This window comes from Prosthecobacter algae (assembly GCF_039542385.1).
Lineage (GTDB): Bacteria > Verrucomicrobiota > Verrucomicrobiia > Verrucomicrobiales > Verrucomicrobiaceae > Prosthecobacter > Prosthecobacter algae.
Map to the genome: position 1 here is coordinate 123,759 of NZ_BAABIA010000005.1, position 22,098 is coordinate 145,856.

General features: G+C 58.9%; 19 protein-coding genes. 9 read left to right on the plus strand and 10 right to left on the minus strand.

The genetic code is table 11. From position 1 onward, the window contains the following. Nucleotides 1-4 precede the first annotated feature (4 nt). From accC to ABEB25_RS12820, 4 genes are all read right to left on the minus strand, one after another. Nucleotides 5-1,366: an acetyl-CoA carboxylase biotin carboxylase subunit gene (gene accC, locus ABEB25_RS12805; protein ID WP_345736802.1), complete on the minus strand. Its 1,362-nt coding sequence runs from the start codon at nucleotides 1,364-1,366 to the stop codon at nucleotides 5-7. A 110-nt stretch (nucleotides 1,367-1,476) separates the two neighbouring features. Further along, nucleotides 1,477-2,007: an acetyl-CoA carboxylase biotin carboxyl carrier protein gene (gene accB, locus ABEB25_RS12810; protein ID WP_345736803.1), complete on the minus strand. Its 531-nt coding sequence runs from the start codon at nucleotides 2,005-2,007 to the stop codon at nucleotides 1,477-1,479. 78 nt (nucleotides 2,008-2,085) lie between these two features. Next, nucleotides 2,086-3,498: a pseudouridine synthase gene (locus ABEB25_RS12815; RefSeq protein ID WP_345736804.1), complete on the minus strand. Its 1,413-nt coding sequence runs from the start codon at nucleotides 3,496-3,498 to the stop codon at nucleotides 2,086-2,088. A gap of 32 nt (nucleotides 3,499-3,530) precedes the next feature. Continuing rightward, nucleotides 3,531-3,683, minus strand: a complete 153-nt coding sequence (locus ABEB25_RS12820; RefSeq protein WP_184204702.1) for a small basic protein — start codon at nucleotides 3,681-3,683, stop codon at nucleotides 3,531-3,533. A gap of 245 nt (nucleotides 3,684-3,928) precedes the next feature. Here ABEB25_RS12820 and mutS point away from each other — a divergent pair, with 245 nt between their 5' ends. From mutS to ABEB25_RS12840, 4 genes are all read left to right on the plus strand, one after another. Continuing rightward, nucleotides 3,929-6,433, plus strand: a complete 2,505-nt coding sequence (mutS, locus tag ABEB25_RS12825) for a DNA mismatch repair protein MutS (protein WP_345736805.1) — start codon at nucleotides 3,929-3,931, stop codon at nucleotides 6,431-6,433. Nucleotides 6,434-6,645: 212 nt separating this feature from the next. Then, entirely contained in the window at nucleotides 6,646-8,145 is a 1,500-nt protein-coding gene (locus ABEB25_RS12830; protein WP_345736806.1) for a HEAT repeat domain-containing protein, read from the plus strand. Between the two features lie 309 nt (nucleotides 8,146-8,454). Beyond that, on the plus strand, nucleotides 8,455-9,447 hold the full coding sequence (locus ABEB25_RS12835) for a hypothetical protein (protein ID WP_345736807.1): 993 nt from the start codon (nucleotides 8,455-8,457) through the stop codon (nucleotides 9,445-9,447). Then, nucleotides 9,444-9,746: a PcfJ domain-containing protein gene (locus ABEB25_RS12840; RefSeq protein WP_345736808.1), complete on the plus strand. Its 303-nt coding sequence runs from the start codon at nucleotides 9,444-9,446 to the stop codon at nucleotides 9,744-9,746. The genes ABEB25_RS12835 and ABEB25_RS12840 overlap by 4 nt, the downstream gene beginning before the upstream one ends. Before the next feature lie 149 nt (nucleotides 9,747-9,895). Here the strand turns inward: ABEB25_RS12840 and ABEB25_RS12845 are convergent, their stop codons facing one another. Continuing rightward, complete coding sequence (locus tag ABEB25_RS12845; RefSeq protein ID WP_345736809.1) at nucleotides 9,896-11,545, minus strand: CocE/NonD family hydrolase; 1,650 nt, start codon at nucleotides 11,543-11,545, stop codon at nucleotides 9,896-9,898. Nucleotides 11,546-11,698: 153 nt separating this feature from the next. On the opposite strand from ABEB25_RS12845, the gene ABEB25_RS12850 reads away from it, so the two are divergent. Further along, the gene (locus tag ABEB25_RS12850) at nucleotides 11,699-12,232 is read left to right on the plus strand and encodes a hypothetical protein (protein ID WP_345736810.1); all 534 of its coding nucleotides are present in this window, start codon (nucleotides 11,699-11,701) and stop codon (nucleotides 12,230-12,232) included. On the opposite strand, the gene ABEB25_RS12855 is transcribed toward ABEB25_RS12850, so the two are convergent. Further along, nucleotides 12,233-13,486 carry an SGNH/GDSL hydrolase family protein gene (locus ABEB25_RS12855; RefSeq protein ID WP_345736811.1) on the minus strand — a complete coding sequence of 418 codons (1,254 nt, stop codon included), beginning with the start codon at nucleotides 13,484-13,486 and terminating at the stop codon, nucleotides 12,233-12,235. 916 nt (nucleotides 13,487-14,402) lie between these two features. Here ABEB25_RS12855 and ABEB25_RS24515 point away from each other — a divergent pair. Continuing rightward, nucleotides 14,403-14,744, plus strand: a complete 342-nt coding sequence (locus ABEB25_RS24515; RefSeq protein WP_425572061.1) for an OmpA family protein — start codon at nucleotides 14,403-14,405, stop codon at nucleotides 14,742-14,744. A gap of 60 nt (nucleotides 14,745-14,804) precedes the next feature. After that, on the plus strand, nucleotides 14,805-15,041 hold the full coding sequence (locus tag ABEB25_RS12865) for a hypothetical protein (protein ID WP_345736813.1): 237 nt from the start codon (nucleotides 14,805-14,807) through the stop codon (nucleotides 15,039-15,041). Between the two features lie 158 nt (nucleotides 15,042-15,199). Here the strand turns inward: ABEB25_RS12865 and ABEB25_RS12870 are convergent, their stop codons facing one another. From ABEB25_RS12870 to ABEB25_RS12885, 4 genes are all read right to left on the minus strand, one after another. Further along, complete coding sequence (locus tag ABEB25_RS12870) at nucleotides 15,200-16,237, minus strand: MlaD family protein (protein ID WP_345736814.1); 1,038 nt, start codon at nucleotides 16,235-16,237, stop codon at nucleotides 15,200-15,202. Between the two features lie 7 nt (nucleotides 16,238-16,244). Beyond that, a complete protein-coding gene (locus ABEB25_RS12875; protein ID WP_345736815.1) occupies nucleotides 16,245-17,024 on the minus strand; it encodes an ABC transporter ATP-binding protein in 780 nt (259 codons plus the stop codon). Further along, on the minus strand, nucleotides 17,024-17,830 hold the full coding sequence (locus ABEB25_RS12880; protein WP_345736816.1) for an MlaE family ABC transporter permease: 807 nt from the start codon (nucleotides 17,828-17,830) through the stop codon (nucleotides 17,024-17,026). The genes ABEB25_RS12875 and ABEB25_RS12880 overlap by 1 nt, the downstream gene beginning before the upstream one ends. Before the next feature lie 131 nt (nucleotides 17,831-17,961). After that, complete coding sequence (locus tag ABEB25_RS12885) at nucleotides 17,962-19,233, minus strand: PHP domain-containing protein (RefSeq protein ID WP_345736817.1); 1,272 nt, start codon at nucleotides 19,231-19,233, stop codon at nucleotides 17,962-17,964. A gap of 48 nt (nucleotides 19,234-19,281) precedes the next feature. Here ABEB25_RS12885 and ABEB25_RS12890 point away from each other — a divergent pair, with 48 nt between their 5' ends. Together ABEB25_RS12890 and ABEB25_RS12895 are read left to right on the plus strand one after the other, a co-directional pair. After that, nucleotides 19,282-21,057: a prenyltransferase/squalene oxidase repeat-containing protein gene (locus ABEB25_RS12890; protein ID WP_345736818.1), complete on the plus strand. Its 1,776-nt coding sequence runs from the start codon at nucleotides 19,282-19,284 to the stop codon at nucleotides 21,055-21,057. Further along, entirely contained in the window at nucleotides 21,054-22,085 is a 1,032-nt protein-coding gene (locus tag ABEB25_RS12895; protein ID WP_345736819.1) for an SMP-30/gluconolactonase/LRE family protein, read from the plus strand. The genes ABEB25_RS12890 and ABEB25_RS12895 overlap by 4 nt, the downstream gene beginning before the upstream one ends. The last annotated feature ends 13 nt before the right edge of the window (nucleotides 22,086-22,098 follow it).

A 22,098-nucleotide genomic window follows, 5' to 3' on the forward strand; every position in this document is an offset into this window, starting at 1 on the left:
AAGACTAACCCTTCAGGCCTTCCTGGCGGAGGAAGTTTTCGACCCAGGTGATGTCGTATTGGCCGTTTTGGAAGTCGCTGGTGGTGAGGACTTTGCTCTGGAGAGGGATGGTCGTTTTGATGCCTTCGACGACGAATTCACCGAGGGCGCGGCGCATGCGACGGATGGCGATCTCGCGGGTGGCACCGGTGACGATGAGCTTGGCGATCATCGAGTCATAATACGGGGGCACTTCGTAGCCGGAATAGACGTGGCTGTCCACGCGGACGCCGCGACCACCGGAGGTATACCAGAGATTGATCTTGCCGGGGCTGGGGGCGAAGTTGCGGAAGGGGTCTTCGGCGTTGATGCGGCACTCGATGGAGTGGCCACGAGGGACGGCGTTGACGACGTGCTCACTGAGCGGCAGACCGGCGGCGATGCGGATCTGCTCTTTGATGAGGTCGCAGCCATACACTTCTTCGGTGATGGGGTGCTCCACCTGGATGCGGGTGTTCATCTCCATGAAGTAGAAGTCTTCACGGTTGTTATCGACGAGGAACTCAATGGTGCCGCAGTTTTCGTAGCCGATCTCTTTGCAGATACGGACGGTGGCATCGCCCATCTTTTTACGGAGGGCATCGGTCATCTTGGGGCTGGGGCACTCCTCGATGATCTTTTGGTTACGCCGCTGCATGGAGCAGTCGCGCTCGCCGAGGTGGACGACGTTGCCCTGGCTGTCGGCGACGATCTGGAACTCGATGTGGTGCGGTTTTTCGACCAGCTTTTCCATGTACATGGAGCCGTCGCCGAAGCACTTGAGGGCTTCCATGGAGGCGGCCTGGAAGCTGGAAATGAGGGTGGCCTCGTTCAGCACGGGGCGCATGCCGCGACCACCGCCACCTGCGCTAGCCTTGATGATAACGGGATAGCCGATCTTCCGAGCCCACATGAGGGCTTCTTCCTCGTTATGGATGAGGCCATCTGAGCCGGGGGTGACGGGCACGCCTGCCTTGCGCGCAGTGGCGCGGGCGACGTTTTTGTCCCCCATCATGGAGATGACTCGGGAGCTGGGCCCGATGAACTTGATTTTGCACTGCTCGCACACGTCGGCGAATTCGGCTTTTTCGGAAAGGAAGCCGTAGCCGGGGTGGATGGCGTCCACATTCGCGATCTCCGCCGCGCTGATGATGCGGCTGATCTTCAGATAGCTCTCGCTGCTGGGGCCGGGGCCGATGCAGATGGCTTCATCAGCAAGGTGGACGTGCATGGAGTCCACATCCGCTTCAGAGTAAACGGCGACGGTTTTAACATCGAGTTCTTTGCAGGCGCGGATGATGCGGACGGCGATCTCACCACGGTTGGCGACGAGGACTTTTCGGAACATGAGGGACGGGAGAGGAAAAGGAGGTGCGTATCTTGACTTTCTGACGGCTGACCCCTTGACCCGCCTGACCATCAGGGGTCAGGGGTCAAGCATAGCGACGGTCAACTGTCCTAGGCTTTCAATTCGAAGAGGGGCTGGCCGTATTGGACCGGCTTGCCGTCTTCGACGAGGACGCGGGCGATGGTGCCACGTATCTCGGCCTTGATCTCATTCATGACCTTCATGGCCTCAATGATGCAAACGTTGGAGTTTTCATCCACGGAGTCACCAATGTTGGCAAAGGCTTTTTCGCCTGGGGCGGAGGAGCGGTAGAAGGTGCCGACCATCGGGCTGTTGATGGTAGGGCCCGCAGGCTCGGCGGCGACAGCGGCGGGCGCTGCTGCGGCAGTGGCCGCTGGAGCTGCTGCGACCGGTGCGGCGGAGGCCATGGCAACCGGGGCGGCGGCCGAGGCGACGGGGAGGTGCTTCAGCAGCTCTTTGGCCGCCTGGAAGTCAGATCCACGTCGCAGTTCGACCTTGGATCCTTGGTTTTCGAAATGAAAGTAACTGAGGTCGTTTTCGGCCATGAGGGCCACGATCTGCTTGATCTGCTTCAGGTCCAAAGCTGTGGCCTCCTTCTCGTTAGATTTTGTGTCGTCCATTAATGGGATGTGAGTGCGATTAGAGGTGTCGAGGTTAGCCCCTCTGACTGCCGTGGCAAGAATAAAGACAATCCCAGTTTAGGGACGGCCGCGAGGGCCTTTTTTTCCGGGGGCGCGTTTCACCGAGGCGCGCGGGGGCCTGCTGGGGGAGTCCCCACGGGTGGAACGTGGCTTTCCGGCACCGCCGCTGCTGCGGGGTTTGCGGTCGCCATCCGGGCGTTTCCCACGGGGACGAGGGGCCTCGTCATCACCAAAGGAGGAGCGTCCACGAGGGCCGCTGGAGCCACCACGAGGGCGGTCTTCACCATCAGAGAAACTCGGGCGAGCGGCGCCAGGGCGGTCTTTACCCCCAAAAGAAGGGCGGGCGCGGGGGGCACCGAAAGGACGATCTTCCCCTTCGGAGAAGCTTGGGCGGGGGCCACGGGGACGTTCTTCACCGCCAAAAGATTTTTTGGGGCGCGGTGCACCGAAGGGGCGCTCTTCGCCATCCGAAGGAGCGGCCCGGGGGCTGCGGGGGCGATCTTCGCTGCCAAAGGATTTTTTTCCACGAGAACCACCACGGGGGCGCTCTTCACTGCCGAAAGTTTTTTTGCCACGCGGTCCGCCACGGGGACGGTCTTCGCCTTCAGAGGTCCTGGCACGGGGGGTGCGGGGGCGGTCTTCGCTGCCGAAGGATTTCTTGGCGCGTGGGCCACCGCGAGGTTTGGCCGGGGCGCGGCGCACGGGGCGGCCAGATTCCTCATCGCCGACATCCGTAGCCGAGGCGGTTTTGGCGATCTTGGCCGGACGTCCGGTGACGCCGTCTTTGGAAAAGAAGCGCTCGACTTCGACTTCGGTGAGCTGTTTCCAGCCGCCTTTTTGAAGGCCTTTAAGCTCGAGCCAGCCGATGCGGGTGCGGGTGAGGCGCTCCACCTCAAAACCGAGCTGATAGAACATGAGGCGGATCTGGCGCTTCAGGCCCTGTTTCAGGACGACATGGGCGCGATATTCGGTGATCATCCAGGCGCGTTCGCACTTGGCGTGGCCTTCTTCAGTGAGCATGCCCTTGACCAGCTTGGCCATGGTGGCCTGGTCCATGGGCTGATCCACGATGACCTCGTATTCCTTTTCAGCACCCATACTGGGGTGAATGAGGCGGTGGGAAAGCTCCCCACGATTGGTCATCAGTAGCAGGCCCTCGCTGTCTTTATCCAGACGGCCCACGTGGTGGAGGGTCTGAAACTGCTTGGGCAGGAGCGAGTAGATCGTCATGCGATCCCGCTCATCGCTACGGCTGCAAATGTAGCCGCGCGGCTTGTGCAGGGCGATCACCACACCGCTCTCAGCTTTGACGGGCTTGCCGTCCGCGATGATTCGATCCTCATCTGAGACCTGGGTGGCCAGGTCTTTGATCACATGTCCATTGATGGAGACGCGACCTTCTTGAATGAGTACTTCGCAGCCACGGCGGGAGCCGAGGCCGCACAGGCTGAGATAACGGTTAAGGCGCACGGTGGGAGACTGCGGGGATTAACCCGCGCAAACTATTCGGATTTGGTCTTGGGCAGACCGGTCGGGAGACGACCGTCTTTCCACTGACCACGGGCCTTCATGAGCTTGATGCGCTCGCCACGCTTAAGGACGCTGCGCTTGGTACCAACGGAACCGGCGGTTTTGAGGCTGCGATGCTGAGACATGGTAAGAAAAGAAGGTTCGGGGTTGAAAAAGGGTGGCGAGAATAGGCGACTCTGCGGCTTGCGCAACTTGTTTGTTCATGGGGAGCCCTCTGGCCAGGGAGGACAAAGGGGCCGGACCCCTGGTTTCTGCCCAAGGGGGTGATGTAAAGACACGGCCATTTTTTGCCTGGTAATGGAGGTCGGACGAACTTCCCTCCTTGACCGTTGACCCCTTGACAGCCAAGCCTGGGCCGCCTGATTGAGCCATGTCCGACGCCAGCGCCACCCCCATGATGAAGCAGTATCTCGCCATCCGGCGGGAGCTTCCGGAGGATGTGCTGCTGTTTTTCCGCCTGGGGGATTTCTACGAGCTTTTTTTTGAGGATGCCAAGACGGCGGCCCCCCTGCTGAATGTCTCCCTGACCAAGCGCAATGGCGTGCCGATGTGCGGGGTGCCCCACCACGCCTCCCAGGGCTACATTGCGAAGCTGATCAGGGCGGGCAAGCGGGTGGCCATCGCAGAACAGACGACGGACCCAGTGCCTGGAAAGATCGTGGAGCGGGCGGTTTCGCAGATCCTCAGCGCGGGGACGATCAATGACCTCAACCTTCTGGAATCGAACCGGTCGAACTACCTGGCGGCGGTCTTTCGCACGGCAAAAAAGCTGGGCCTGGCCTATGTGGACCTCACCACGGGGGAATTTGAGGTGGCGGAATTTAAGGAAGCGGTGGACCTAGTGGATGAGCTGGAGCGCATCCAGGCCAGTGAGCTGCTGCACAGTGAGGAGCAGCGGGATTTGATCGAGTCTCTCGGCAGCCCCGCCTGCGCCCTGGCCGTGGAGGGGTACCTTTTCTTGGAAGATCAGGCGGACCACGCGCTGACGCAGCATTTTAAGGTGAAGTCTCTGGATGGTTTCGGCTGCCAGGGCCTGACGGCAGCGCTGTGTGCGGCCGGCTGCATCCTGCAGTATCTGCAATTTCAATTGCGGCGAAATGTGGACCACATCCAGCGTCTGCGTGTGGCCCAGACGAGTGATTTTGTGCTCATTGATGCGGCGAGCCAGAGCCACCTGGAACTGGTGACGGCACGCGGTGGCGCCCAACATACTTTGCTGAGTGCGCTGGACCGCACCTGCACGCCCATGGGGGGGCGCAAGCTGCGCCACTGGGTGCTGCACCCGCTGCGGGATCTGGAGCAACTGACGCAGCGGCAGGACATGGTGGCCACGCTGCTGGCAGAATCCCTTTTGTTAGGCCAGTTGCGCACACTACTCAAAGAGGTGCGGGATCTGGAGCGCACCAGCAGCCGCCTCAGCCAGGGAAGCGGCAATGGGCGCGATCTGCTGGCCATGGCCGCCTCTTTGGAAGTGGTGCCTTCGCTGAAAATGGCGATGGAGCAGGCGCGCAGTGCGGACTTTGCCCGGCTGCTGGTGAACCTTCATGACCTCTCTGCCCTGGCCACCCAGATCCAGCAGGCGCTGGTGGAAGAGCCGCCCATGCAAATCAAGGAAGGGGGCGTCTTCCGCCCGGGTTACCTGCCGGAGCTGGATGAGCTGCGCGATGCTTCCACGTTAGGCCGCCAGTGGATCGCCGATTTACAAAATCGCGAGATCGAACGCACGGGCATCAAGAGCCTGAAGATCAAGTATAACGCCGTGTTTGGTTATTTCATCGAGATCACCAAAGCGAACGTAGGCAGCGTGCCGGCCGACTACCATCGCAAGCAGACCACGGTGAATGGCGAGCGCTACATCACGGATGAGCTCAAGCGCATGGAGGATAAAATCCTGGGCGCTGAGGAACGCAGCAAGGTATTAGAGTATGAGGAATTCATCGGCCTGCGCAGCCGGGTGCTCACACATCTGGCAGAGATTCAGGAAACAGCGGCCGTGCTGGCGGTACTGGATGCGCTTTGCTCCCTGGCGGAGACGGCACGGTTGTTCAACTACACGCGCCCCGTCCTCAATGACACGCGGCATCTTTTCATCCGCGATGGCCGCCACCCGGTGCTGGATCAGAACCTGACCAGTGGCGAACGTTTTGTGCCCAATGACGTGACGCTGGAGCCTGAGGAAAGCCGCCTCATCCTCATCACCGGGCCGAACATGGCGGGCAAAAGCACCTACCTGCGGCAGACGGCGCTGCTCACCCTCATGGCGCAGATCGGCAGTTACTTACCCGCCACCAGCGCGGAGATCGGTCTGGTGGACCGCATCTTTACCCGCATCGGTGCCAGCGACGACCTGGCCCGTGGCCAATCCACCTTCATGGTGGAGATGAATGAGACGGCGCTGATCCTGAACAACGCCACGGAGCGCAGCCTCGTCATCCTGGATGAGATCGGCCGCGGCACCAGCACCTTTGATGGACTGAGCATTGCCTGGAGCGTGGCCGAGCACCTGCACGACCACATTGGCGCGCGCGCTTTGTTTGCCACCCACTACCACGAGATCACGGCCCTGGCCCAAAGCCGTAGCGCGGTGAAGAACTACAACGTGGCCGTGAAGGAATGGAACCAGCAGATCATCTTCCTGCGCAAGATCCTGCCCGGTTGCGCGGAGAAAAGCTACGGCATCCAGGTGGCCCGCCTCGCCGGCCTGCCAGAGAACGTCATTGAGCGGGCTAAAGAAGTGCTGGCGCAGTTGGAAGCCGGGCATCAACCGGCGGAGAGCGTGACGCATGTGCCGATACCGACGAGTGTGCCCGCCAAAGTTAAGAAGACTCGCCTAACGAATGATGCGGATGCAGGGCAGATGGTGTTGTTTGGGTGATTCGGAGAGTTCTCTATTTGCCCGAGTTCTTGAGATGAACTGATTTTTCGCAAAGGTCACAAGGCATCTTTCATTGACGGATTACGACACCTCGGAAGGGTTGCTGCGTGTTTCCCAAGCCTGATTCGGCCTTACTGTTCCTACTGAACGAACTGACGTCCCGTGGGCCTCGGAAAGGCTTGTTCCAATGGAGTGATCCACTACCAGCCATATTGGAAAAAATCCACGCCACAAACAACATTGCAGCCTTGCCGTACTTGTTGCCCTTCATTCACCACCCCAGCGAAAAAAATCGTGATTTCGCAGAACGGATAGTCGCTCAATTGCTTCCTCAACTGGACGCCAGTCAAATTACCGCCTTGGAAAGCTTGATTCGTGAAAGCTGGTCCACATTTAATCATGACGGCCATAAGTTTCTCGCCTTATCGACCGAAGGTTGGAAACTAAGCACCTTAGCAGCAAGCGGATGGAGACGTGAAAAAGCCGTGGCAAAACTTGCCAGTTCCAAAGATTCCGAGGCGCTCCCATACGTTCTTTTGCGGCTCAACGACTGGGTGCCCCAAGTTCAGGCAGCGGCTCATCAGTGGTTTTCATCATGCTCTGATTTTATTGATATCAGGCAGATCATTCAGTGTGCCCCCATCTTGGCAGCACTCACCGAACGAGGACGCGGACAGTCATCGCCATGGGTCCAAACTTTGATTGAGCGGTTGGCTGCACCGGAAATTTCTCCACTGCTTTTGAGTGCCTTGCCGTCTTCAGGCACTCGATCCCGCCAATTGATTTTCTCTCAGCTTGCAAAAGGCGGTTCATTAAAAAATTCAGAGCTTCAACAAGCTTTGCTCACACATGCAGATCCCATGCTTGGGGTGCTTTTACTGAAGCATCTTCACACGAAAGATTCTGAACTACCTGACCATCTTCTGCTACGCGCGATCACGTCTAGACGCTCGCTGTTGCGGCGGTATGCATGGCATCGATTTTCGGAAAGGCAATTAAGCCAAGCTACAGAACTTCTCACAAAGGCCCTGTTCGATCCCACTTCAAGCATGCGCACATTCGCGCAGTATTATTTGTCGAAAGACATTTCATCTGAAGAGCTGCAGAGTCGTTATGCGGAGGCACTGAAGATTTTGTCCAGTTCCAATCAGATGATTGCGATCTCCATTCTGGGTTTTCATGAATCCAAGGGTCAATGGCTTACCGACGATTACCTGCCTTGGCTAAATCATTCAAGTGTTCGTGTCAGAGCATCTGCACTACGCTGCTTCGCAACGGCTCACTTTGATCAGTCATTGCCATGGCTGAAAAAAGAAATGCTGAACGTCAGCAGTCCAACTTTAGGCAAATTAGCGACGGCCTTGCTTCAACGCAGACCTTACGCCTTAACGATGGATATCATTACCTCAATGCTTAGCAGCGAAGAATCTGACGTCGTGCGCCTCCGTGCATTCCAACTACTTTGTAAAAGAGGAAAATGGGAGCAGCTCCCTTGTCTCTTGCAGCTCACACGAGACTCTAGCGAATCACTACGGCACAAAGCTGTTTCACGGCTATCGGTGTGGCTCAAGGACTACAACCGTTCTCAAATACAACCCACTCCAAAGCAGATTCAGCAAGCTGTTACAGAGCTGTGCAAATCGAAGCCTGTCATGAGTCTAGCATTGCATCTGGAGTTTCACAGCTTGCTAAGCAGCCTCCTCCCTAGATAGAGGTAGAGGAGGCACTTTTCGATGGCTTACCAAGAAAAAGGAACTGGAAGCTGGCTTGATTCTCCCTCTTTTGAGCCAGTAGATCCAGATAGCTTTATCTTTGCGAGGCCGCAACGAGTGCACCTGCAAAAAAACAGCCACGTCGTTGTTGGCAAGTGTCGTGTCATCGGTTAGGCTTCAGCCATCATGATTCTATTCTCATTTGCTTGATCCTCTGAACGCAGAGGTCCTGGCCACGAAGCTGGGAAGTTAAACTCCTGCGCCTAGGCGCGACGGGAGGATCAAGACCCATTTTTGCATTAGAAAATCATGAATACCCATCATGGGCAGGCTTCGGCGTGCCCTCAAGGGCCGACCTTGTCGGCCATCCTCGCGGGGCGTGCCTGGAAGGCGCGCACGCTGCGTAACAATTGCCTGCGCCAGCATGCTCATGCCCTGGCGCGATGTTTCAGGAGGCAGGATCTGCGTGCCCTGAAACAAACCTGCATCCGTCTGGTGACGATTTTAGAAACACGTAGCCGCGTGTTCCACGAAATCCATCCCACGGAGCTTGCCCTGGTGCCTGCTCTCACGCGATTAAGTGCCTATGAAGACCGCTGGTTACAAGCTCCTGAGGACTGGCAACCCCGTCCACAAGACGATGCTGCCTCTCAGTGGGCGGACTTCCTGCGGCATCTGCTGGCCCGGTACCCGGTGCCGCGCTTTATGGATGCGGCGTGGCTCGTGAAAGGACCTTTGGAGCACTTCGAACGCGACTGCTGGTGCGCACTGGGTTTCGGCCAGAGCCTGCGCAAGGTGCCTGGATTTCCAGCCAGCGTGTCGAACCGAGTTTTACACTTAACGTTAGGCCGTCAGGAGAGCGCGTCTCTTCCTTTGGCCATCTGGGAGACTCAGATGGATCTCCTCCAGGCAACCTCGGCACTGCGGAGGGCGGTTTTGGCCAGCGGGGTCACCCAAGAGCTTTACCGCCATGGCGTCTATACGCGACTGCTGGAAAAATTCGCCGCTGGGCCAGAGGAGGCGGCCAGCCACTGGACCGTGGTCACGCAAGCCCTGGCGGTGGCTGACATGGAGGGACGCGCGGGTCAGGTGGAGGCTTTGTTAAAACTGCCGTTGAGCAGGCTCATCCACCACAGCATCCGGTGGGTGACGCGACTGCTGAAGGAGAACGGCCATTTGCTGACGGAGAAGCAGGTGCAGCAGGCGGTGGCCAAGGCAGAACTGTCCCGGCTGGCCGCCTCCCGCTGGTCTCCCCTCCTGGCAACCAACCTGTGCAGAAAACTGCCAAGCATGGGCCCGTGAGCCCGTGGCAAATGGAGGAACTCTGCTCCGTCCCTGAACTGAAGGCGGAGGGTAAGGTGATGAACCACTGCGTGGCGGGCTATGCCCACCGCTGCAAGCAGGGGCACTCCGCCATCTTCAGTCTGCGCCGCTATGAAACCCATGCCGATGGGCAGACGGATCTGAAATCTTATGCCACCCTGGAAGTGCGAGTACTCAGCCGCAAGATCGTGCAAATCCAAGCCTACCATAACCGACCCGTGAACGGCGTGGTGATGTCCATGATCCGGCAATGGGCAACAGCGCATCAGCTGATGTAGGACGCTGTGCTGAAAGTCTTTGTCAGATGGCCTTGATCATCCTAATTCGACACAGCACTTCCTCCCTGTAGAGCGTTGTTAGAAGCTCCAGAAGGAGAAAATACGTCGTTGGAATGCTGAGGGTGTCAGCTCCATGATCTTCCCTCTCCCTAGGGTTTGCTTTCCCCAGGCATCACCGGCAGCAACACCCGCGAGCGGTGTTCCTTTTCATGCAGGATGGTGTGGGTGCCGGGCTGGGTTTCAGCCAGCCAGGTAGCGGTCTGGGGGCCGCCGGTTTGGTTGTTAGGCTCATACAATGGGGCACCGGTGCTGGTGAGGGTGATGCGGAGGCGGTGGCCGGCATTGAGGATGAGGCTGGTGTGGCCGATGGTCCATTTCAGCCGGGCAGGCTGGCCGGGGGAGAGGAGAACCTGCTTGTCAAAACCTTCGCGGTAACGGGCACGCAGGGGGTAATCCATGAGCAGGATGCTGCGGCCATCGGGATAGACATCGGAGACGCGGAGGATGAAGTCGGTATCCGGAACGGTGGAGGTGACCCAGAGATCGGCGTGGATTTCGCCGGTGATTTCCAGCGGCGTGGTGAGGGGAGCGGTGGTCCAGGTGCGGACGTCTTTTTGCTGCTCCACCGCCTGGGCATCTTTGGCCCCCGGAAAGGCGCGGCCGGGGATTTCCATGGGCCGGCGGGGATCGCACTCATAACTCGTGCTGCTGGTGGGCGAAGTGGGGGTCTCGGTCGTTAGCAGGCCGTGAGAATGGAGATAAAAAGGAGTAGCGGTGGTGGCCGGGGGCCAGTCGGCGGCCTCACGCCACACATTGCCAGGGGCACCGGGCTCGCCCACGGCCCCCATGACGTAGTAGCGGACGGCGTGTTCCTTTTCGATGCCGTTGTCCACGCCTTTCAGCCAGTGGTCAAACCAGCGCACCATGTGGTCCACCTCCGGCCAGATGGCGTTTTCAGGATACGTGAGGTCGCCCACCTTACTGCCTTTATTCAGGCGGCCATGCAGCCAGGGGCCTAACAAAAGTTGCTGAAAGGCATGCGGCTTACGCCCGATGAAGCTGTGGATGCTGCCCTGGACCATGAAGTCATACCAACTGCCGATGGTGAAGCAGGGAACGGTCATTTTGGCAAAGTGGGGCCGGGTGTCTTCGACCTTCCAGTAGTCATCGTAGTCCGGGTGTGCATCCCACTCCTTCAGCAGCGCCGCATTGTCTTCAGGGTTGCGGCAGTTCGCGCCGAAGTCAGCAAAACGACCGGGGCGTGTGATGCCGCCGATGCGGTAGCCCTCATGAAAAAGGCTGGTGCCGGTATCCACCATGTACTGGCAGGCCAGGTGCGGCGGCTGGGTGACGGCGAGGAAGTTCTGCGCAAAGCCGCCCTGAGAACCGCCAAAGCTGCCCACCTTGCCCGTGCACCAGGGCTGGGTGGCCAGCCATTCGCAGGTGTCATAACCATCTTTCTGCTCTCCCCAACCGAGGGCCCGATACCCCACGTAGCGCCCCTCGCTGCGCTGAGCACCGCGGAAGTTTACCATGGCCACGGCGTATCCACGGCGGGCGAGTTCGGCCGAGTTTTTTCGCGAACCGCTGCTGGTGAGGGTGGCGTAGCGTTGCTCAAAAACGACCGGCCACTTCCCTTCCCCCTCCGGCAAGTAAAGATAGGCCGAAAGGCGGACTCCATCGCGCATGGGTATCCATACATGCTGCTCGCGCACGCCGGGAAGATCCAGAGGAGGCAGGTCTTGCCCGAAGAGAGCCAGGGTGGAAAAGACAGCCAAGATGGCGAAGGCGAATTTCATGGAGAAGACAATACGCAAGGCTGCGTGAGGAAACTTGCGGCGAGGTGTAGCGGGCAGCCAACTCAGAAGTTTTGATCCCGATGCCTCACCCGTAGAAACCTGGATGAATAGAACGGTGTATCATGAATGACTGGCCCACTCTTCATCCTGACCATGAAAATTCTCGCTGCTGCTCTGACCTTTTTTCTCACGATCTCCCTGGCACACGCAGACCCCAAAGAGGAAGCGCGACAACTGAGCCGACAGGCCTTTAAGATGGATCGTGAGATGCACCAACGGATCCCGAACATTGATGACCGCGATCCTGCACTCAAAGCCCTACACGAGGAATCCACCAAGGCTTTGATGACCTCTGAAGCAGCGCTGAAAACGCATCCAGCTCTAGCAGATGCTCGGGCGCAGCGAACCGCAGCTTTCGACAAGATGGCAGCCATGATAAGCCAAGGAGATGCGGCAGCACGAGACGAGGCCAAGGCTGCGTATGCGGAGAGCGAACGACATATCCACCTCCAAGCGCGGCAGGTGCCTGAGCTTTCAGCTTTACTGGTTGCAGCGGACCAGGCGGGCACAGCCTACAGCCAGAAAAGAGAGAGCGTGTATGCCAGCCAGCCTGAGACGGCGGACCTGGCCAAAAAGGCAGCCGAACTTCGAGCCAAAGCGGCAGAGCTACGCCGGGCTGCACGGTGATCATCGGTCCACCTTCAGCCGCATGAACCCGCGCCCGATCAAGGGTAGGCGCGCAGACTGGGTGCCATCGGGATTCATGGTGATGGCACTGGGGGGAAGATCGGTCCAGTTCACCAGATTGACGGACTGCTGTAGGCGTGGCGGGGCCCATTCGGCAGCGGGTGGGCGGAGGCGATAGGTCCAGACGAGCTGTCGATCCACGCTGCCATTTTCGACCTGCGGCAGAATGAGGCTGGGCGTGGCCACGGAGGCGGAGGCCCCTTCCAGGGCGAATTCCACGGCATTCGTTAGGCCGTCGCCATCGGGATCATCCTGAGGCGCGGTTTGACCATTGGTGATGCCTTGCGTGGCGATCCATTCTTTGAATGGGAGATCGGCATCTAGGCCCAAAATGTCGGTGACGATTTCCCGATCCGTCAGCGGGGTGATCTGGGGGGCGACATCCATGGCCCGGAAGGCCTCGATGACCATCTGGGCGATCTTTCCATGAGCACTGGTGGCGGGGTGGAAACCATCGCCTGAGAAGGCGTAACGGGGCCGGGAATCGGGATCGGCCTCCTTAAAAAAATCAATACCGCCGATGCGAAAGGGGCCGCTGATGATGTCCTTGGTAAACTGATAGACGCCGGGGACAAAACCGATGCCCTTGCTCTGCGCAAAGGTGGCGAGCTGGGCATTGAGGCTATCGAGTGCAGCCGTGACGCGGGCGGTTTTCACTGGGTCCGTCGGGTACTGCCGCTGCACATCCGGCGCACAGCCCAGATGCGGGACGGAGACGAGCACAATGGGCAGGGAGGACTTCACCCCACGCACGTAATTGACGATCCACTGAAGGTTATCCCGGGTGGCATTGATGTAGGTCGTGGGGGAAGCCCCGTTGTAGATCTGGCCGTAGTAGCTATCCACATCATTGCCGCCGGCGAAGATGACGATGCGTTCAGCGGCATCTTCGATTTGGCCTTCCAGTTCCATGATCCACCAAAAATTCTGGATGCGGCTGAGCTGCGTGCGGATCTCCGTCGTCGTCGCACCGGGGAAGGCCCAGTTGTGCTCATGCCCGGTGAGTCGAGGGTCGGCATAAGCCCTGAATTCGCCCAAATCAAACGAGGCATTGCGGTGCTCGTGCAGGATTTCAGCCCAATTACGCGAGTCCCAGGAGTCGGGGTTGACTGGGAAGAGAGCGGGAAATTCCACCTCGTATTCCTTGGTCAGGCTGTCGCCAATGACGAGGCATTGCGCAGCCTTGGCAGGCACGCATAGCGTGGCCAAGAGGAGTGGCAGGCAGAGACGAAAAAGGGGGTACACAACAGTTCTCTGACGGAAGATTACGTGAAACAGTTCAAGTCCGGCCCTATTTTACTGGGATTCATTGCACGGAGATTGAATTTTCCTGAACGCTCATTGCGTGTTACTGTCTCCCGCCCTCATGGCTAACGTCCCTCAATCCACGACCTGGAGTTCGACTCCGCGCTCTTCCTTCCGCTCCCGTGAGGACTGGAGCCTGAAGTGGTGGATCATGTTTGCCCTCATCCTTTCCTTTTTGATGCATGGGCTGCTGTACGTGAGTTTTGACAAAATCAGCCGTTTCCTGGGAACCAGCGCGCCCTCCAAGGTGGTGATCAACAAGGTACCCGAGCGGATTAAAATTGATCCCAAGAAGCTGCAGGAGCAAAAGGCCATCCAGGAAATTCCTGAACTGATCGCACCGGGTAACCAGCCGGATATCAAATCCTTTGAGCCGAATTTGGACAACTTCGACAAGGCCCAGATGGTGCCTGAGAATCAGGAGATCGACCTGACGCCGAACGTCAAAGACGTGACCAATTTCATCCGCGCCAATGACCCCGGCGATGGCAAGACGCCGGGCGGCAAAATGCCCGACATGGCCGCCATGCTCGCTCCCCAGGCCATCGCAACGCCGGACTTGGCAACGGAGATGGCCAGCGTGCGCCGGGATGTGCTGTCCAAGCCCGTTTCTGAAAAACAGATGCTGCTGGATGCCGGTGGCCTGGACCCTGTGGATGGCGGCAAGGTGGACATGAAGCTTCTGGATCAGGTGAAGGCCCAAGGCCAGGGCGACGGTGCCGGGCAGCGGGTGAAAGGCTTCAGCAACCTGGATGACCTCCTGGGTGGGGGTGGCAGCATGGGCGGCAGTACGGCTCCCATTTTGATGCCCACGGACCTGCTCTTCGAATACGGCAGCGACCAACTGGCCGAAGGTGCCCGCCTGAGCCTGATGAAGCTGGGTTTTCTGATCGAAAAAAACCCGAATTCCCTCTTCATCATCGAAGGTCATACCGACAGCTACGGCGGGGATGAATACAATTTGGAACTGAGCATCCGCCGCGCCAATGCCGTGGTGCAGTGGCTGCGCGACTCCCTGCGCCTGGGTGTGGACCGCATCCAAGCCGCCGGCATGGGCAAGACCAAGCCCATCGTTCCCACCACCGGCACGGTGGAAGAACAGGGGCTAAATCGCCGCGTGGAGATCAAGGTCCGTCCTCGGAAATAAATTTCTTAAGGGCCGAACGTTGCGCTTTGGGTGGCAGCGGCGTAACATGAGAAGACATTCATGAGCGCACCCGACGAGTCCAAAGATCAACGGCTGAAACAGGCCGAGAAGATCACCAGCCATCCCGAGCAGTATAAAGTCTGCGAAGGCTGTGGGTCCATCGTGGTGGCCCGTGCCGTCACCTGTCCGAGCTGCCACGCCTACAAGTTCGATGCCACGGCGACACGCGTCGTCACCCAGGCCAAAGATCTGGCCCTGCGCAGCGCTCACTCGGTGCTGAGTTCGGATTTGACGTGAAGTTTAGGTTCTGACGCGAAGCTCCAGAATTTTGGAGACTTCGATGTCGAGGAATTAAGGGGTGGATGCATTCTGTGGGAGGGCATCGTGCAGACGGCGGGACGCCGTCACTCCTTGAACCCATCGGTCCGCGAAGTGCAGGACCGAAGGTGCCGTATTCAGCGGCGGAAGGGTGAGACAGGCGGTGGCTTCTGCGATTCTTCGCGGGTGCGTTCTTTATCGGCGCTGTTGCGATAGAAGATGACGCCGTTGCGCTTGAGGTTGGTGATGAGGTCTTTGAATTCCGATTTCAGCTCCGGGTCATTCATCAGGGCACCCAGGAGACCTTTGCCGGAAGTGATATTGCGGGCAGCGACGGAGAAGCTGTCGGCGGCGGTTTTGATGGATTTAAGGGAGGCATCGGCCGTGGCCATGGCGGTATCTGCCTTGGCGATGACGGGGTCCAACTTGTCAATCATGGGGCCGAGCTTCTGGGTGCTGGCCTCGACATTTTTGGCGGAGACTTTGAAGCTGGCAGCAGCGTCCTTGATATCGGCAATGGCAGCCTTGAGGTTGTTGGCATTTTCATCACCCAGCACTTTTTCATCCACGCGTGTCATGGTGTTGTTCAGGTGCTCCATGCTTTCCTTGAAGTCGGTGATGGTGGTGTCTGATAGAGCACCCTTGTTCACCTTTTCCATGGCGGCTTTCACATCCACCAGGGCGGTGCGCACGTCATCCAGGACGAGGTCCACCTTCTTAGCCACCACTTCGGCCTGGCCTTGCAGGTCGGAAAGGCCGCCGGATTTGCTGCCTTCGATGATTTTGTCATAGTCATGCGGCAGAAATTTGTCCGACAGGAGACCGCTGGGTTTGATCTCCACCAGGGCATCTCCCATGAGGCCTTTGGAGCCGATGCCAAACGTAGCATCCACAGGAATGTCCACGACGTCGAAGATCTCCAGCGTCATGATGACGCCGGTGAAGGTCTCATTGAGTTCGGGGTGCTTCACCACCTTGCCCACTTTGGACCCGCCAAGAAAGACAGGGGAGCCTTCTTTGATGCCGGAGGCGTTTGGAAAGGCCACCTTCAGGCGGTAGGTGTCGCGAAAGAGGGTGCGCAGGCTGCCAAATTCCAGGATGATGCCGCCGAGCATCAGCAGGCCCACGAGGAGGAAGAGGCCCACGAGGATTTCTGTTTTGCGATCTTTAGTCATACGGGTCTTAGGCACAGAGGCCGGAGCGTCCGGCGATGAAATTTTGGATGTCGGGATTCGTGGAAGCACGCAGCTCGTCCCGCGTTCCGAGGAAGGAGACCACGCCGTTTTTCAGCATGGCCACCCGGTCGGCGATCTTGAACACGCTGCCCATGTCATGGGTGATGACGATGCTGGTGACGCGGAAGCGCTTTTGCAGACGGATGATCATCTGATCAATCACGTCCGTGACGATGGGGTCGAGCCCGGCGGTGGGCTCGTCATACAAGACGCATTCAGGGCGGCAGATGATGGCGCGGGCGATGCCCACACGCTTGCGCATGCCGCCGGAGAGATTGATGGGCATCTTATCTTTGTGCTCCGCCAGTTCCACCAGCTCCAGGGCCTCATGCACTTGCTGATCAATGTCGTCCTGGTTCGTCACACCAGCTTCTTTCAGCGGGAAGGCCACGTTTTGAGCCACGGTGAGGCTGTCAAAAAGGGCGGCGTTTTGAAAGAGATAGCCCATGCGGCGGCGGAACTTCACCAACTCCCGTTCATTCAGACTGCACAGGTCCACGCCATCCAGCTCCACCCGGCCTTCATCGGGATGCAGGAGGCCGATGATGTGCTTGAGCAGCACGCTTTTGCCCTCGCCGCTGGGGCCGATGAGCACCAGTGTTTCGCCATGGTGAATAGTGAGATCCACACCTTGCAGCGTCTTTTGCTCACCAAAGCTTTTTTTCAAGCCGGTGATGCGGATGAAAGGCACGTCTGGATTGACGACTGGGAGGGCGGGCTCGTTCATCACAGAGCAGTCCCCAGGGGGAAAAAGTAGTTCAACAGCAGGGTGAGGAAGAAATTCGCCACCAGCAGAGCCAAGGAGGAAAACACGACTGCCCGCGTGGTGCCCAGACCCACGCCCACGGCTCCATTGGAGGCGACCAATCCCTGATGGCAGGAGATGATGACGATGAGGATGCCGAAGACGAACCCCTTCACCATGCCAAAGCTGAGGTCCTCCAGATTGGTATGGTCCCGCACATGCTCCCAGAACCAGGCAAAAGGGATGCCAAACACACCCGTGCCCACGATGACCGAGGCCCCCAGGCCAAAGACGATGCACTCGGCGATGAGCAGCGGCATGGAAATCAGCATGGCCAGGAAACGCGGCAACACCAGATAGTCCACCGGATGCGCCCCCATCACGCGGAGGGCATCAATCTGCTCGCTCACCTTCAGGGTGCCGATTTCAGCCGCCATGGAGGCACCCACACGGCCCGTGACCATGAGTCCAGCCAGCACGGGGCCCAGTTCCCGGCACAGGGAGACGCTGACGATGCCGCCCACGGTGGACTCGATGCCGAAGTCCTTGAATTTGAAATACGATTGCGCCGTGAACACCGCGCCCGTGAAGGCCCCGGTGACCAGCACCACCGCCTGGGAGCCATAGCCGATCATGACCATCTGCTCCGCCATGAGGCGCAGGCGCAGGGTGCCCTTCGTCAGAGACTCCCACAGCTCACCCACCAGCGCGCCCAACTGCCCCAGGTAAGCCAGGAAGTTTAAGAAAGCGCGCCCAGGCAAGGCCAGGAATCCGAACAATGCATCCATCAGGCCGCCACGATGGCACGCTGCCGGGCAAAGGCAACCCATGAGACGGTGCCAAACACGAGTAAGTAAAGACGCTTAAAATCCAAAAAAGGCAGGATGTACCGACGGTCTTAAACCCTGCAGTCGGTGATTTAAGGCTGCCAGCCGACCGGTTGTGTCCAGGCTTTCTGTAGCTGGCCAGGAGTGGCCGGGTTTTTCATGACCTGATCGGAGATGATGATGGCGCGGACGTAGAGTTCATCACCTGTCATTTGGTAGCTGGATTCCAGGCTGTCACTGCTGGCGAGGAGTTTGCCCACTTCTTCGCTGTGCTTCAGGCGCACGGGGTAGTTGTCATCGGCAGGGGCAGGCACTTCTTGGACAGCGCGGTTGTAGTTCTTCGGCGTACCACGGAATTCGGTGGTGTATTTCACGCCGGGTTCACCCTGAATTTTGACGGTGAGTTTGCGGGTGGTTTTGTCAAAGGTGACGTCTTTCAGCGTGACCCCGCAGGAGGCGTAGAAATCTCCCCGGTGCATGGCTTCCACCAGCGCATCGCCATCCAGCTTATCCGCCTTCACCATGACCCAGCCGCGTCCCGAGGTGGCTGTACCACCATGGTAATGATGGCTGTCATCGGTACCCAGGGCGAAAAGCGGTGCGGCCTTCAGCTCGACGAGGCGGATGGTATTGGCGATGTCCCAGACGCGCTCAGTCGAGGTATCCACACGCGCGGGGTCACCCTCAGGGTAGGTGGAAGGGTGGCCGTTATAAACTTCGAAAAATTTGTCCTCGATGACGTGGGCGATGTCCTCGGCACTCACGGCCCAGCGAAAGTTGGGATGATTTAGGTGAGACATGATGGGCTTGCCCTTTTTCAACCCCTGCGCCGCGATGGCCTGCAAATTCGTGCGCATCGTCTCACGGATGGAAACCAGGTCCTTCACTGGCTGTATCGCCTCCGTGAGATTGATGGCATTGATGTGAATGGGCGATTTGGCAAAGCCTGCGCTGACTTCCTCCGCCTGCACCAGCAGGAACTTTCCTGGCACCTCCAGCTTCCCGCGATATTCTTCCAGGGTCTTCAGCTTCACTTCCACACCGCCTTTCTCGGTCGGGCGGGTGACCAACCAGTCGGCACCAAAGCGTTCGGTGCATTTCTCCACCACCTTGCGGCCCAGGGTGATCTTTTTCTTTTCAATGGTGGATTCCGCCACCCATTTATCACCTTCTGCCAGGGTGTTGTGATCCGACATGCAGAGGAAGTCATACCCTTGGTCCTTATACCAGGCACAGATCATCTCTGGGAAGTCATTGCCGTCACTCCACAGAGAATGGGTGTGCGTGTTCCCCTTGAACCAGCGCGGTTCGTCGGCAGTGACAGCGGTAGCGAAAAAAAGAAACGGCAGGAGGGCAAATCTCATGAGGGTTCTCCTTGAACGCGGCGTATCGGCACGAACAATCAGACGCTCATGTTAAATTCTGTACACCTAGCTCTCGCGAATACTGAAGCGCACCTGCTGGCGTTGCGTCAGGAGTCAGGCCACTGGGAAGGGCAGCTTTCCAGCAGTGCGCTCTCCACCGCCACCGCCGTGGTGGCCCTTCGGGGAGTGGATGCCGTGGCGCATCGCGACATGATCGAAGCCGGCACACGCTGGCTCATCACCCATCAGAATGACGATGGAGGCTGGGGAGATACCACCATCAGCAAGAGCAATCTTTCCACCACCCTCCTCTGCTGGAGTGCGCTTCAGGCAGCCACAGGCCTGGCAGATCAGGCTATATCCAAGGCTGAGAAGTGGATCACGGGGCAGGTCGGCTCATTGAAACCCGAGGCGATTGCCCAGGCGGTGATCGGGCGGTATGGCAAGGACAAGACTTTTTCGGTTCCCATCCTCATGCTGTGCACCATCGGCGGCACGATGGGGAAAAAAGCCTGGCGTCGCGTACTGCCCCTGCCGTTTGAGCTGGCGGCTTTACCACGCTCTTGGTTCGGCGCAGTGGGCCTGCCCGTGGTCAGTTATGCCCTGCCCGCCTTGATCGCCATCGGCCATGCGCGGTTTAAAAATGCGCCTCCTGCCTGGTGGAATCCGCTGCGATGGCTGCGGGCGGCTTTGTGGCCACGCATCCGGCCCATGTTAAAGACCCTTCAGCCCAGCAGTGGCGGCTACTTAGAGGCCACACCCCTAACCAGCTTTGTGACCATGGCCCTGGCCGCAGCCGAGGAGAAAAACCACCCCTGCATCCCCGGGGCGGTGGCGTTTTTAAAACGCTCCATGCGCGCCGATGGCAGTTGGCCCATTGATACGAATCTGGCCACCTGGGGTACCACCCTGGCCAGCAAAGCCCTGGGCCATACGGACGAGCGCGTGCGCCAGTGGCTGCAAGGGCAGCAGTATCAAACGATGCACCCCTTTACCAATGCAGCGCCAGGTGGCTGGGCGTGGACGGACCTGCCCGGCGGGGTGCCAGATGCGGATGATACAGCGGGGGCCTTGATCGCCATGAAGCTGACGCCGGGAGAGGGCGCTGGAGGCCCTGCGCAGGCGGGCATCACCTGGCTGCTGGACCTGCAAAATCGCGATGGCGGCGTGCCCACCTTTTGCCGTGGCTGGGGAACCCTGCCGTTTGACCGCAGCACACCCGAACTCACGGCCCATGCCCTGCTAGCCTGGTGGCTGTGGGAGAAAGAGCTACCTTCCGCGCAACGGCAAAAGGTGGCCGAGGGCACGCGCCAAGCCTTAAAGTACCTGCGCCGCACACAGCGCGCCGATGGCTCCTGGATTCCCCTGTGGTTCGGCAATGAACACACCGCCGATGAAGAAAATCCCGTCTATGGCACCGCCCAGGTAGTAGCCTATCTCAGCGGCAGCGAAGCCCTGGCCGCGCAGGCTGGCGACCTCATCGAAAGCGGTCGGCATTACCTGCTGACCACACAAAAGACGGATGGAAGCTGGGGCGGGGATCTGCACGCCCCCGCCTCTTTGGAGGAGACCGCTGTGGCGCTGAATGCTCTGCTGCTACTGCCAGGGAAAGAGCCCCTGGACTACGCCACACGCGCCACCCTCTGGCTGGTGAACGCAACGCAGAATGGCACGCACTTTCCTGCCGCGCCCATCGGCCTGTATTTTGCGCGTTTGTGGTACCACGAGCGGCTTTACCCGGTGATCTGGACGCTGCAGGCACTTCGCCGCGTAAAAGCGGTCTTGTCGTCCGTTGATGAACCCGGTACAACCACGCCACCATGACCACTACCCGCCGTACGTTTTTGACCACGCTCGCTTCTTCGGCTGCCGCAGCCTCCACCTTCGCCCGTGACTGGACCGGGCAGATCCCCGAGCGGTATCCAGACCCGGATGTCATCGCCCTGGAGCCAGCTTTTTCCAAATACATCCAGGGAAACTCCCCCATCCGTCGTCTGCACACAGGCATGCTGTGGGCAGAAGGTCCGGCCTGGAATGGTACGGGCAATTACCTCGTCTGGAGCGACATCCCGAACAATGCGCAGATGCGCTACCTGCCGGAAGATGGCCACGTGAGCATGATGCGGAACAATTCCGGCAACAGCAATGGCAACACCTTTGACTGGCAGGGCCGCCAGATCTCCTGCGAGCACGCAAACCGCCGTGTGACCCGTTATGAACTCAATGGTAAAGTCACCGTTCTCGCCGCCGAATTTGAAGGCAAACCCCTCAACGCGCCGAACGATGCAGTGGTGCATCCCGATGGCGGCGTGTGGTTCACGGACCCTGGCTACGGCAGCATGATGGACTACGAAGGCAACAAGGGCGAACTGCATCACAAGGAGGCCGTTTACCGCATCGCCCCCGATGGCAAGATCACCAAAGTGAGCGACGCCGAGGCCAAGCCTAACGGATTGTGCTTCAGCCCTGACTATAAAAAACTGTACGTCGTGGATACAGGCCCGGCCAAAAACATCCGCGTGTATGACGTGGTGGATGGAGTGAAGCTGGACGCGAATAAAGAGTTTGCCGTGAACAAGGGTGCTCTCACGGACAAAGCAGGCAACGGCGGCTCCGACGGCGTCCGCTGCGACGTGGACGGCAATGTCTGGGCCACGGCCGGGTGGATCGGCGATGGCTACGATGGAGTCCATGTCTTCTCTCCGGAAGGTCAGCGCATCGGCCTCATCAAGCTTCCCGAAACCGGCAGCAACCTGTGCTTTGGTGGGCCAAAGCGGAACCGTCTTTTCATCACGGCCAGCCAGTCGTTGTACTCGCTGTATGTGAATACAAATGGCGCGCATTTCTGCTGAGACGGGTCAAACA

Excerpts from the sequence above, each read along its gene's own strand:
- accC (WP_345736802.1), bottom strand. The coding sequence starts at position 1,366 with ATGTTCCGAAAAGTCCTCGTCGCCAACCGTGGTGAGATCGCCGTCCGC.
- accB (WP_345736803.1), bottom strand. The coding sequence starts at position 2,007 with ATGGACGACACAAAATCTAACGAGAAGGAGGCCACAGCTTTGGACCTG.
- ABEB25_RS12820 (WP_184204702.1), bottom strand. The coding sequence starts at position 3,683 with ATGTCTCAGCATCGCAGCCTCAAAACCGCCGGTTCCGTTGGTACCAAG.
- mutS (WP_345736805.1), top strand. The coding sequence starts at position 3,929 with ATGTCCGACGCCAGCGCCACCCCCATGATGAAGCAGTATCTCGCCATC.
- ABEB25_RS12835 (WP_345736807.1), top strand. The coding sequence starts at position 8,455 with ATGAATACCCATCATGGGCAGGCTTCGGCGTGCCCTCAAGGGCCGACC.
- ABEB25_RS12845 (WP_345736809.1), bottom strand. The coding sequence starts at position 11,545 with ATGAAATTCGCCTTCGCCATCTTGGCTGTCTTTTCCACCCTGGCTCTC.
- ABEB25_RS12850 (WP_345736810.1), top strand. The coding sequence starts at position 11,699 with ATGAAAATTCTCGCTGCTGCTCTGACCTTTTTTCTCACGATCTCCCTG.
- ABEB25_RS24515 (WP_425572061.1), top strand. The coding sequence starts at position 14,403 with ATGCCCACGGACCTGCTCTTCGAATACGGCAGCGACCAACTGGCCGAA.
- ABEB25_RS12865 (WP_345736813.1), top strand. The coding sequence starts at position 14,805 with ATGAGCGCACCCGACGAGTCCAAAGATCAACGGCTGAAACAGGCCGAG.
- ABEB25_RS12870 (WP_345736814.1), bottom strand. The coding sequence starts at position 16,237 with ATGACTAAAGATCGCAAAACAGAAATCCTCGTGGGCCTCTTCCTCCTC.
- ABEB25_RS12875 (WP_345736815.1), bottom strand. The coding sequence starts at position 17,024 with ATGAACGAGCCCGCCCTCCCAGTCGTCAATCCAGACGTGCCTTTCATC.
- ABEB25_RS12880 (WP_345736816.1), bottom strand. The coding sequence starts at position 17,830 with ATGGATGCATTGTTCGGATTCCTGGCCTTGCCTGGGCGCGCTTTCTTA.
- ABEB25_RS12885 (WP_345736817.1), bottom strand. The coding sequence starts at position 19,233 with ATGAGATTTGCCCTCCTGCCGTTTCTTTTTTTCGCTACCGCTGTCACT.
- ABEB25_RS12890 (WP_345736818.1), top strand. The coding sequence starts at position 19,282 with ATGTTAAATTCTGTACACCTAGCTCTCGCGAATACTGAAGCGCACCTG.
- ABEB25_RS12895 (WP_345736819.1), top strand. The coding sequence starts at position 21,054 with ATGACCACTACCCGCCGTACGTTTTTGACCACGCTCGCTTCTTCGGCT.